The sequence below is a fragment of the Vibrio sp. 1641 genome, from assembly GCF_033339995.1.
Lineage (GTDB): Bacteria > Pseudomonadota > Gammaproteobacteria > Enterobacterales > Vibrionaceae > Vibrio > Vibrio alginolyticus.
Genome location: NZ_JAWOVP010000002.1, coordinates 864201 through 876192 on the forward strand (window position 1 = coordinate 864201; position 11992 = coordinate 876192).

The following is an 11992-nucleotide window of genomic DNA, read 5'->3' on the forward strand; positions in this document are numbered from 1 at the left end:
ATTTTGATGGTGCCCCGGGCCGGACTTGAACCGGCACAGCGCGAACGCCGAGGGATTTTAAATCCCTTGTGTCTACCAATTCCACCACCAGGGCAACGCAATCATGCGATGGGTTAGACACCATCTGTCTCATCGACCTTTGCCGTGAGAACGAGGCGTACTTTAACGGATTAATTTATTAGGTCAACAATAAATTTTATCTTTTTGATTCATATGGTTAAGAAACAGTCCGAAAGAGTAAATAACCTTCAAATTGTAGATCTATTATCCTAATTATATCCATGTAGCTTCTCAGAATAATCCTTTCGATAAACATCTAATTGGCCATCCTTCCACCAGATTCTTAAATAACAGTATTCCGTATTTATTCAGCATACCCTTTAGCATCGAATACCGACAAAGTGTTCACTTGTAAACTAGAAACACATACTAAAGGTATGTTCTTCTGCCTCCTTGTAACTTATTGATATTAAATTTAATTCTCGTTTTCTGTCTTCCATGCGAATGCGAACAAGTTAACACTCTGTTCACAATGTGTATTTTAAAGACACTTGTCAAAAAACAAAAACAATAAAAATCAAACAGTTAAGCTTGGTTTGATTTTTGCTCTCTTATGGTCACCGACAACCGCTCCAAAAGCACAGTTTCTAGTTATCCACTTTGGAGTAATTGTCTTAGGACTAGGGGCACAGCAGTTCGTGTACTCAATGATGCCGAAGTCCAGTGTTGGCATCATTGGGTATTCACATCGCCCTTTTATCAACTTTCAAGAAGAAAAGAAGGTAGATGATGGAACATTTAATAAATAGCCGACATAAAAGGCTGCTTAGCGCCATGTTAATAGGTGCCGCGGCATTTTATGGGCAAACCGCATTCGCGCAAGACCCTGGTATACAAAGTATTTGTATGGAGGATCAATATGGTAAGAATTTGAATTGTACCGCTAATGATATCAATATCGCAGAAGCTACAAATATCGAAGTTACTGCAATCGGTGGTAATCCGGTAGACCCAGGAACGACGGTCTGTGTAGCTCAACAAACCGTAACGTTTACCGCTGACTTTGAAGTTGTATCAACTGCAAGTGATCGTTATGACATCGGACTTTACTTCCAGAACGAAGGAGGACCGAATGCACTTAATGGTAGCTGTAACATCTATACTTTGAGCGATGAATACTCTCAGAACGCGAACGACACCGATGGTGACGCTTGTTTTGACGTACAACAAGCACAAGTCGTTATCCATTCTGCCGAGGTAACCACGCTGTGTGAAGATACTGACGGAGATGGTCAACTCAACCTACCAAACTGTGTTAGCTGGCGCCAACCTGGTAAAAATGAAGTCTGTGAAGATGGTAATGATGCCTACCCTGGCGCTCCATCAAAATGTAATTGTGACGACAATTACAACATTCCAATTTTTATTCAACCAGATCCACCCGTTTCCACCAAATCGGTTAATAAAATGGCGGGAACAGAACCTGGCGACGAATTTATCTACACAATTAAAATCGTCCCAGCTGAAAGTACTGGTAACAGCGTTTTCGTGACTAAAATCGAAGATGAAATATCCTCTAGCACTAACTCTGATTCACAAACATTCTTGCTAAACAGTGTAGGTGGCGGTAATGATATTGGCATGACGAAAGGTCACTACACATTAATGTCAAGTGAGCTAGCCAACGCTTGTGAAAACATCGTGCTTCCTTATGAGATTCCGCCAGAAGCGGTTGGTTTAGAGTGTACATTCAAAATTGCTATTAGTGACGACGACTTACCAGATATCCCTACTGACGAATCGTTTGAAAACTATGTTCGTTCCACTATCGTCGATGAATATGACGAACCTGTCGGAGACAACACTTGTACCGTCGCGAGTACCGCTGGTACGCCAAATCCAAACTGTAGTAATGAGATCATCGTAAAACTCACGAATGTATCTCCTGAAATTTCTGTTACTAAATCAGCTAATCCAACAACCGTTGTCGAAAGTCTTGCTGGTGAACCTGTCGAATACACTGTTGTTATCACCAACAATTCGTCGGTTGACGAGGTAGAGATCACATCTATAACAGATGACCAATACAACATCGCAACTGAAGCAGCAACGTGCTTGGGAGCAATGCTTGGAATCGGTGAGTCTTGTCAATTTAGCTATACACGAAATGTTGCAGGTAATGTGGGTGATCCTGCATTTGTGAACAACGTTACTGCTATCGCTTTTGATAACGAAAACGACTCGGATGAAGACTCTGGTCAAGCGAGTGTGTCCTTTAGTAACAGCCCTGGTGCTATTGATTTGGTCAAAACTCCTAACGCTTTAGACGAGCCACCATATTCTGTAACCGAGTCTGGTGATAATGTAGACTTCACGTTTACTATTACCAATACGTCCCCTGTAGACAGTATCACTCTCACAGAAATGACGGATGACAAACTTGGTGTGTTATTCGATGCAGGAAGCTTCCAAGGCAATTGTAACTTCTATGGTGATATCTTAGCTCCTGGAGAAAGTCGATTCTGTACTGTTACGACTTTCCTATCGGGTGAACCAGACATGCCACATATGAACACAGCGGAAGTAACAGGTGAAACCGATGATTTCATTCCTGAAATCGTCACAGATACCGATAACGGTAAAGTTGCATTTATCAATGAACCAGCTGATATCAACTTGAATTTCGCTCTGTCATTAACATTGAGCCTTAACATTGAGAACGCCTCTAGCTATGAAGCGGTTAATTTAAATGCTCTTAGTATTGCGGGCACTCCAATAGAAGCTGGTCAAGGTAATACACATTACTTGATTACCGCAAGTAATTGTCCAGTTGCGTTCCCATTCTCTATCGCAGCGAACGGTAGCATGAACTGTACATTTAGTGTTGATTTGCTCACACCGGATGCTTCTGTAGATAACCTATTTAGGTCTGCAGGCTCTGGAGGCTTATTGGTAATCTCAGTAGCAGATGAAGATGGTGGGCCAGCAGTAGAGCCAGTGATTGTTGTCAACGCACAAGCCGTATTGGCGCCCTAACTAATGATGATGAGGTAAATAAAGTTATCGGCTTACCTTAGTTAAAAAAGGTGCAATGATTTAACACATTGCACCTTTTAATCTTACTGAGCCTTGTTTACAGAAAAATTATTTTCTACCCTTTCCTTTATTGGTATTAGAGCCTGAAGTGCTCGCCATACTAATATACACTAGCGCTGACGCAGTAAGATCGCCATCACTGATGGTATAACTGAAACTATCACTTCCTTTAAAGTTCTTAGCTGGCGTATATATTAACTGACCATCTGACGTCATTCGTACCGCTCCTTTCGAACCCTGAGTTACAGATGTTATCGTTAGTTTATCCCCTTCAGGATCGCTATCATTTGCGAGCACATTAATACTTACTGAGTCTTTTGAACTTACTTCCACTCGATCTGTCTGGGCAACTGGTGCGCTATTCACCTGGACTGGAACTGAGATTCCGAAGCTCACCTTTTTGCTAATATTCAGGCTCGTATCTGCTGAATGCTGAGCGTTAATGGCGATATCGTATGTTCCATCTGTTGCTTCTGCGCTTGACGTAACATTCATTGTGAATGATTGAGTTTCACTAGGGCTCAAAGTAATACCACCGCTATTAGCAGTCCACCCACTTGGTACACTCGCTGATAGGGTAAATGTACTCGAATCACAAGTTGCACTATCTTGGTTGGTCAGAGTTGCTGTGTAACTAGCAGTACTGCCCGGTTCAAACTCCCCCGTTTGATTTGCAGATAACACCAACAAAGGCGTTCCACGTGAACAGACGTCCACTGGCGTTTTGATAACAAAATTTGCTTCTGTATTTGTGTAGTAATCAGTATCAATACTGTTTATTACGCTAAATAGCATCGAGTAACTACCATCCGTCGCCGTTAAGTCAGAAGTCACATCAATGACCACACTCTCACTGTCTCCTGGCGCTAAACTTAGCTTAGATGAGGTGGCACTCCACCCACTTGGTACCGAAGCTTCAACGTCAAACTCTGAGGTATCGCAACCTTCTGCGTCATTATTAGTGACTGTAACACTATAACCGAGCGTGCTCCCCGACTCCGCTATGGTATTTTGGCTAGGAGAAACGGCAACAGTGGGAGCATTTTTATGGCATGTTGGCTGCGTAAAGCTGATATGGACACTTGCTCCGGTATTGTCGGCCCACTCGGTGGTAATGGTTAACCCAGCCTCTATATCTGTATAACTTTTTCCAACAGCCAAAGCAGAATCGTTCCAGTCAGTTATTTGGCTAGCCGGGGTTAAATCAATAAGTTGGCTACTGTTCATATCGGACTCTGTACTTAGGCGCATTGTTACACCAGACGTAAGATCCGAATAACTCGCAAGATAGCTGTCAAAACCTTTAGGCTGCCGATACTCTAGGTAGTACCAAAGTTTCTTTCCTGTTGAAGAGTCCACACCTCGCTGAATCTTTATTGCTTTGGCTTCCCCCTCAGGAACGGACTCATAAGGCTCAAGTATGTAACTACCATCAGAATTTACTTCAATAATTTTACCTGCAATTGATGATGGCTCAGAAGAAAACCACCCTAGACTGTCTTTGTTGAAAGCACTGAAATGTCCGGTAAAGCCCGGAGCTCCCATGATCTCCAAACTATCACCGTATTCAACTGTGTAACAATCACCACTAATCACCTCAACACCACATTCAAGCTTTTTCGCATGATGCAATCCAAGGTTATGGCCAAGTTCGTGGGCTACAGTTCTTAGTGTCATAGAACCATTGATCCAAGTTCTCGACGGTGTCCCACCCACTGTACCTTTTCCTGTCCACCCACAATCAGCAATTTTAGGAAAAACGAAAACCACTCGATCATAGGTATCGATGTCTACGCTGTCAGCTGTAGCAGCTTCTTTAGCCGCAGTATAAATTTGCGCAGTATTACATACTGAGTTCATAGGCAGCGTGTAATAGCCTAGAACGTCTCCAGTAAACCATGTCTGATTATTTGAATTTTCTTTATAGAAATCATTCACCGAGCCAAATACTAGATCAGTTACTTCTTCAACAGTCCATGGTTCTTGTACATCATCCAGAAAATTCACTAACATCACTAGTGTCGACTGTTCACCTAAAGTATTGGACAAAGTGAAAGGTGAAGTACTGGTTGATGCGGCATCTGTATCTCCATCAGCCAATACAAGAAGACCTTGCTGAGACTCTTCCAAAACTAACGCGTTTTGATCATCAAACTTCCAACCGCTAGCGCGAACTTTAGCACCAGATGGAATTGGGTTGATTTGTGATTTAGAAGAACCATAAACCTCAACAGAGCCCTCAGAGGTTTGCAGTACATATCGAAGACGGCTCTTGCTGTGATCTTCATAATCTTCATAGAAAACCTCCAGTTCGCCTTCTAGCGTTTGCTCCTGCTCTAACAAAGCTTGCACTTTTTCAGGCATACCTTTGCGAGCTTTTGCAGTCAGAGCAACCTGTGCTACCGTGCTAGGGTCTGACTGAAACAACTCGGAAATTAATACTTGACGATCGTGAGCAAGAGAAATCATTTGCTCTAAATAGTGATGTTTGTTTTTCGCCGATGCACCATGATAATTAATCATCGTCTGCTTTAGCACGCTAGTATTATCTTGAGCCTGCTGGCGCTTCTCCTTGGCAGTAGGTGAAACCGATTTTTCTTGTTGAATCAAATGCTCATGCGGGATGTCTTGTGACTGCGCCGTCGCGTTGAATGTCAGAGATAAGAGGCTGATAAGAGCCGTTGTTGAAAGTTTAAATGTATTGGAAGTAACAATATTAAAATGGGTATTAAACATACTTAATTTCTTATGTGGTTTTATCTTTGGTTCTAATTTTTCACACAGCATAAGTCCGAAATCATGTCGAACGATTGATGATTAGCGAGCGAAAAAAAATAACTAGCCTAAACGTATAAATTTAATTTAATTTCAAACGCTTATAAACGTTAAAATCAATAAAATAAGCTATAATTAAAACCAAAAGACATCTAATAATTATTCAATAAAAGGCATTGCCTTTTAAACAATCAAAAAGCAAAATAAAAATCATAAATTAGTTATTTACTATTTAAGTTAAACTTGCGTTAGTCACACAAGATAAATCATTTATTCGTATGCAATTAATTTACCTCTTTTTCTTCAGTATTTAAGCATAGGTTGGTTTTTGTGGGTAAAATCCTACAAACACGGCGATTAAATTTCAACCAAAAAAATTAATTTTCATCACAATATCAAACATTATTATTCAAATCATGAATATATAAGAAAATTTATCTTACAAGTAAACTCTCACCACTAATATGAGCCCAGACTAATATTAATTTAATATTTTTATATAATTCAAAAATTACTATATGAAAAATAAGAACTTTATTTTAAACAACAAAAAACTAACACAAACAAAACAACTATTAATAATCGATGATTTAATAAAAAAATATGCATGCCGTTTCAATTCACCACAACATCTATAAATCTCGACACTTAATATCAAATATCGAGAGATAATCTCTAAATCAACAAATTAGTTTAGATAAAATAAAAGGCAACTAACATTAGTTGCCTTTTATTCAATATGAAAATCATTATTCTTTTTTATCACTATTTGATAACCCCTCTAATAGTGATTCAAACACCGCATAGCCCTGTGCACCTACCACGATTTGCGGTTCTACAAGTTGATCATTTTCTACCCGACCAATTAAAAAAGTTGGTGTGCCGCGAATACCTAAGGATTTTCCTAGCGTCATATCTTGCTCAATCTTGTCAGCAACAGATTGATCTTCCATACATTTATTGAACTCTTCAATGTTTAAAGATAAGTCTATCGCTGCTTTTTGATAGAACTCCTCCCCTAAATCTTTAGCGTTGTTAAACAGCATTTCTCGCATAGTCCAATAGGAGTTTTGCTTAAGACTACATGCAGCCGCGATCGCAGCCCCCTTGGCTTTGGCATGAAAACTTAAAGGAAAATCTCGCGCTATATATTGCACCTTTCCGTTATCGATATAATTTTCCTTTATCTGTTTAAAAGCATTATCCGTAAATCGCTTACAATAAGGACATTGAAAGTCAGAAAATTCAACGATAGCAATTTTTGCTTCTTTATTCCCAAGAATTGGAAGTCTACCACCTTCGGAAAAGTTAAGTTGGTTTGGCAAAGTCGGAGGTTCTTTTTTCGGTGGATTAAATGCTAAGTCTTTAATTTCTTTAACTTCATTTTGTATCACCCCCATTTCTTTTGTTAATTCACTTATCTCTTCCTTTAACAACTCAACTTCTAATTTTAGATTATCATTATCATCTGACTGACAACCGGTTAAAAATTGCAGTAGCACTAATGGTATGATGAATCTTACTGTTTGTATAAACATCTCACGTCCTCAATATGAAACAGAACAAATATAAAGATTTAACTTTACTTTTCTCTATCAAAAGATTTGCTGAGGCGTCAATGGTGAAATAAGCCTATAAATGAATATCTAACACAGAAACCATCAGTAATAACAACAAGCTACAAGGTACCACCGAATTCAAAAACTAATAAATTATAAATGACCATTCACACTCCGATAAGACAGCAATTTCTTTCGAGTTGATAAAAAGTATTGTAAAAGAGTAATTATAAGTCAATGAAGTCACAAAGATTATGACGTCATTTTAAATAATTTAGAATGGAGAGAATAAATGTTATTTAATAACTAGTTATTGTTTTAAGATCAAATTTATATAAGCCACTATTAGTTGTACAAAAAATCAGCCTCTACACTAAGTTTAAGCTTTTTGGAGGACAATCATGACCATTCATAAGAAACCATCATTTCACTTACCCTTACATGCCGACTCCGAACTCGACTTCGTAGTGCCTTACTTCTTCCTTAGTGAATTTGATTATGCACGCTCTCTGGAGCTGGGAGTCATCGAAGACTTGGATCCTGAATATACACACCAGTATCGCGTCACACTAAGGCGCATACGCTCACTATGCTTACTACTTCGCGAACTGATCCCTCCTTTTGAGCAGCGTATTTTGAAACCTCATTTAAAAACAATGATGAAGAAAACAAATAAGCTGCGTGATCTGGACGTATTTATCTTGGGCAAAAAACAATACATTGAAATGCTCCCAAACCACAAATCGTCTCTTGAGCAGCTTTTTGGCTTTATCGAAGCCGAACGTGCTTACGAACAGGCAAAAGTTACGCGTTGGCTAGCTACAGAAGAATACACAACGCACTGCACTTTGGTCAGGAATAGTCTGCTGCGAAGTACGCAACACGAACGAGTGGATAGCAACGTACCTGCGTTACTCTTCGCAAGCCAAAAAATCTCCGATCAATTTAAAAAAGTTGATAAAGCACGACGCAAGATCTCGGACAAAAGTCGTGACAGTGTGATTCATTCGATGCGGATAAAGTGCAAAGCGCTGCGTTATTTGTTAGAAGGATTTTCCACGCTCTATCCTTCCCAACAGCACAAAAACAACGTGAAACAACTAAAACTATTGCAAGACAAGCTCGGTGACTTTAACGACACTTCAAGTCAAATTGAATTTTTCGCACAACTCAAAGAGACAGCAAATCTCAATAAACAAGATCGTAAGGCTTTGAAAAAGCTAATTAACGTACTTAGCGAACATCATGAACTCTCTCGCCAAACCATCTTGACGCATTTAAGCCAGTTTGAGTCTTTCATTCGCGATACCAATACACAGAATCTCTACCGACCCTAAATCAAGGTTCACGTATTTTTAATATTCATTAATTACAGTCAACCGTTAGGCTCCACTAAGAAAGTTAACGTGAAACCATTAAAACGATACCAATACGAGCGCTATGCGGTGCTTTGTAATCTCGCCTACCCTCGCGTCTTCAGGCAAACTCAATACGGGTTCGATCCTAATGGGCAACGAGTCATTAGAAATGAACACGGTAAGATTATGATTCGCGTGCTCTGGAGTAAAAAACAGAGTGAAGTGGTCGTAGTGATTAAAGGCTCACACAGTATCAGTGATTGGTTGTTGAACTTCGCGATGTGGACGAGAAGCTGTCGAAGGTTGGGACTAAACTATCGCATTCACGCGGGTTTCTATCATCTGTTGTTCCAAGAAAGTTTACCGAGCCGAAATGAAGATCGGTTAGGGTTGACCGTGATCGAACGCCTCGAAGGTATCGTTGTACCACTTATTCTCAGGGGGAAAAGAATCACTATTACTGGCCACTCTTCAGGTGGCGCGATTGGCAGTGTTTTTGCTGACTATATTGACAAAAAATACCCAAAAAGCATTAAACGCGTGGTCACTTTCGGACAGCCCGCTGTCGGGGATTGGACGTTTAAGAAACGCTACCGTTTGGGGCACAAAACATACAGGATTTGTTGCGACATCGACATCGTGACCTTTATGCCGCCCGTACCTTTTTTGTATTGGCATGTAGGCAAAATGCTATGGTTATATAACGGGAGAATATACGAGAACACCCCAACGCTCATACGGCTTGGGCGCTCCTTATTTAGTTGGCTAATGCGACCGTTCTCTTATCACTTTATGAGTAAATACATTCGCGACAAAGACTTTTTTGATGAACGCTGAGTTAAACATCCGAAAGGTATGACGTACAGACACGAAAAAGCCGGACTTCGCCGGCTTTACGATTAAGTGGTGATCTACAGAGAGGCAATTTCTTTTTCAAGTTGATATTTGTTATCTGTGACAATTCGCTCTAACACTTCAACACGTCGCTTCAAGTCACCAATTTGCTTGTTAAGGTTATCTTGTTCTTCTCGGCTCATCGTATTACGTTCAGATATCTCCAACGCTCTTACTTCTTTACGATGGTTCAAGATTAACTTTATTATCCCGCCCCCAAATATGGCACCGAACACAATAGCCACAACCAATACATCAGCAATAGATTCCATTCTTTATCTTCCTCTAGATTATGCTCAAATATAAGTTACTCATTTGTTGAATGAATATCAAATAACACATTGATTCATTGAAAAGTTTTATCAAGAATTGCCTACTCTGTATCAAAATCACAGGAATGGATTATTCAACGCCAACCCAAACCGAGACAGATCCGCCGTTTACTGGGAACTCAGCCCAACCATTCGCATCAGTCCAAACTTCTTCAGTTCGGATACCCAACTTGTCTACGTAGCGAGCACTTGGTTTACCCGTATACATCCACTTCGAGCCGCCTGGTCCATCGCTCATGATCACGGCCATTGAATGTGGATGCTCTGCATCACCTTCTCGAGTCCAACCAATTACATCCCAGTGGTCGAGATAAGAATGTTGTTTGCCATACGCATAATCTTTACGCAGTGTTACTAGCTCTTCAATGTAAGGTACTTTGACCATATTGATGTCATGCCCTTTATCACTGTACTGCGCGCCGTAGTAATCTGCATAAAACACGGATGGATAACCTTCTTCACGCAATAAGATAAACGCGTAAGCGAGCGGCTTGAACCACCAATCAACGGTTGATTCCAACGCCTGCAAAGGCTGAGTGTCATGGTTTTCTACTAAGGTAACCGCTTTGACTGGATTGTCCTTCATCAGCGTACCATCCATGATTTGACGCATATCGTAGCTACCACCCGATTTAGACGCATTATAAAAGTTCATATGTAACGGTGCATCAAACAAAGACATGCTGCCAGAGGTTTTGGTGATAAAGTTATGCAGCTGATTCACATCGTAGTTCCAGTACTCTCCGACCGTGAATAGTTCTTTCCCTGTTTTCCAACGTAGGTGATCAATCCATTCTTGCAGGTATTGATATTTGATGTGCTTCACCGCGTCCATTCTAAACCCATCAACACCAGTCATGTTGATATACCACTCACCCCAGTCTTTAAGTTCTTTCTTAACTTCAGGATGATCCATGTCTAGATCAGCGTACATAAGGTAATCGTAGTTGCCTTTTTCCGAGCTCACTTCCCAATCCCATGCCTTACCCTCACCTTTGAATTTGAAGATAGCTTTTTCTTCGCCAGCATCGTCCCAGTCCACGCCATCAAAGTGGTACCACGTCCAATGAAAGTTTGAGTACTTATCGTTGCGCCCAGGGAAATCAAACTCTACCCACGCTTCAATCCATTTATCACCAAGTTCAATATTTCGGTTGTTCCAATCGACTCGCTTGGTGTCGACCCAGGATTTACCATCCGCACCGCCACGGTGGTTAAACACTACATCACCATAAATCTGGATATTGTTTTTATGGGCAGCATTGATGGCGCTTAGGTACTGATCTTTGGTGCCATACTTGGTTCGCACCGATCCTTTTTGATCAAACTCCCCCAAGTCATACATATCGTAAACGCCATAACCGACGTCGTTGCTGCCACCAGCACCTTTATAGGCGGGCGGTAGCCATAACGCGGTGAAGCCGTTGTCCGATAGTGCCGGCGCGTTGTTTTCAACTTGTGTCCAGAGTGCACCGTCATTTGGCACATACCAATGGAAGTACTGCATCATGGTGCCATTTTGTGCCGCCATTACAGGCGAACTGAGCAGCAAAGTTAAGGGTAAAAGTGTAGGTTTAAGGTTGAATGTTTTCATTATTTTTCTCTCACGTGAAGGACTAGAATCCTCCTTTCTGCATATACGCACCAAGCGATACTAACTATGACGCTAGCTAGGTTGCTGCCTGTAATACAAAAAGTTCGGATTACAATCGAAGAGAAACTATCACCAATCACACTATACAATTATTGAGTTGTCTAACATTTATAAAATCAATGATTAGCGCGTTAAAAATATTGAATGGTGATCAAAACATGGGAGACTTTAGGAAAGCGCGAAGGGTTACGAAAAGGTGGACTAAAAACGAAAAAAGCCAGTCATTTAAGACTGGCTTTCGAAATAGTGGAGGCGCCTCCCGGAGTCGAACCGAGGTCCACGGATTTGCAATCCGCTGCATAGCCACTCTGCCAAGGCGCCTTT

At 40.7% G+C, this 11992-nt stretch carries 7 protein-coding genes and 2 tRNA genes; 3 read left to right on the forward strand and 6 right to left on the reverse strand.

Annotated features, from left to right (window positions below):
• Positions 1-7: 7 nt before the first annotated feature.
• Positions 8-94: transfer RNA gene (locus tag R7Z47_RS07820), tRNA-Leu, on the reverse strand.
• A 740-nt stretch (positions 95-834) separates the two neighbouring features.
• On the opposite strand from R7Z47_RS07820, the gene R7Z47_RS07825 reads away from it, so the two are divergent.
• Complete coding sequence (locus R7Z47_RS07825) at positions 835-3036, forward strand: hypothetical protein (protein WP_262628330.1); 2202 nt, start codon at positions 835-837, stop codon at positions 3034-3036.
• Positions 3037-3144: 108 nt separating this feature from the next.
• Here the strand turns inward: R7Z47_RS07825 and R7Z47_RS07830 are convergent, their stop codons facing one another.
• Complete coding sequence (locus tag R7Z47_RS07830; RefSeq protein WP_213893394.1) at positions 3145-5832, reverse strand: Ig-like domain-containing protein; 2688 nt, start codon at positions 5830-5832, stop codon at positions 3145-3147.
• A 788-nt stretch (positions 5833-6620) separates the two neighbouring features.
• Positions 6621-7409, reverse strand: coding sequence for a DsbA family protein (locus tag R7Z47_RS07835; RefSeq protein WP_005389872.1), 789 nt, complete (start codon positions 7407-7409; stop codon positions 6621-6623).
• Positions 7410-7831: 422 nt separating this feature from the next.
• On the opposite strand from R7Z47_RS07835, the gene R7Z47_RS07840 reads away from it, so the two are divergent.
• Together R7Z47_RS07840 and R7Z47_RS07845 are read left to right on the forward strand one after the other, a co-directional pair.
• Complete coding sequence (locus R7Z47_RS07840; RefSeq protein WP_262606736.1) at positions 7832-8767, forward strand: CHAD domain-containing protein; 936 nt, start codon at positions 7832-7834, stop codon at positions 8765-8767.
• Positions 8768-8836: 69 nt separating this feature from the next.
• Positions 8837-9625: a lipase family protein gene (locus R7Z47_RS07845; protein WP_213987041.1), complete on the forward strand. Its 789-nt coding sequence runs from the start codon at positions 8837-8839 to the stop codon at positions 9623-9625.
• Positions 9626-9699: 74 nt separating this feature from the next.
• Here the strand turns inward: R7Z47_RS07845 and R7Z47_RS07850 are convergent, their stop codons facing one another.
• The 3 genes from R7Z47_RS07850 to R7Z47_RS07860 all read right to left on the reverse strand — a co-directional run bounded on the left by R7Z47_RS07850 (position 9700) and on the right by R7Z47_RS07860 (position 11989).
• On the reverse strand, positions 9700-9954 hold the full coding sequence (locus R7Z47_RS07850; RefSeq protein ID WP_005375990.1) for a hypothetical protein: 255 nt from the start codon (positions 9952-9954) through the stop codon (positions 9700-9702).
• Positions 9955-10084: 130 nt separating this feature from the next.
• Positions 10085-11608 (reverse strand): alpha-amylase, encoded by a 1524-nt coding sequence (amyS, locus tag R7Z47_RS07855; RefSeq protein WP_151515531.1) that lies wholly within the window; start codon positions 11606-11608, stop codon positions 10085-10087.
• Positions 11609-11915: 307 nt separating this feature from the next.
• A tRNA-Cys gene (locus R7Z47_RS07860) sits at positions 11916-11989 on the reverse strand.
• Positions 11990-11992: the final 3 nt, after the last annotated feature.

Excerpts from the sequence above, each read along its gene's own strand:
- R7Z47_RS07825 (WP_262628330.1), top strand. The coding sequence starts at position 835 with ATGTTAATAGGTGCCGCGGCATTTTATGGGCAAACCGCATTCGCGCAA.
- R7Z47_RS07830 (WP_213893394.1), bottom strand. The coding sequence starts at position 5,832 with ATGTTTAATACCCATTTTAATATTGTTACTTCCAATACATTTAAACTT.
- R7Z47_RS07835 (WP_005389872.1), bottom strand. The coding sequence starts at position 7,409 with ATGTTTATACAAACAGTAAGATTCATCATACCATTAGTGCTACTGCAA.
- R7Z47_RS07840 (WP_262606736.1), top strand. The coding sequence starts at position 7,832 with ATGACCATTCATAAGAAACCATCATTTCACTTACCCTTACATGCCGAC.
- R7Z47_RS07850 (WP_005375990.1), bottom strand. The coding sequence starts at position 9,954 with ATGGAATCTATTGCTGATGTATTGGTTGTGGCTATTGTGTTCGGTGCC.
- amyS (WP_151515531.1), bottom strand. The coding sequence starts at position 11,608 with ATGAAAACATTCAACCTTAAACCTACACTTTTACCCTTAACTTTGCTG.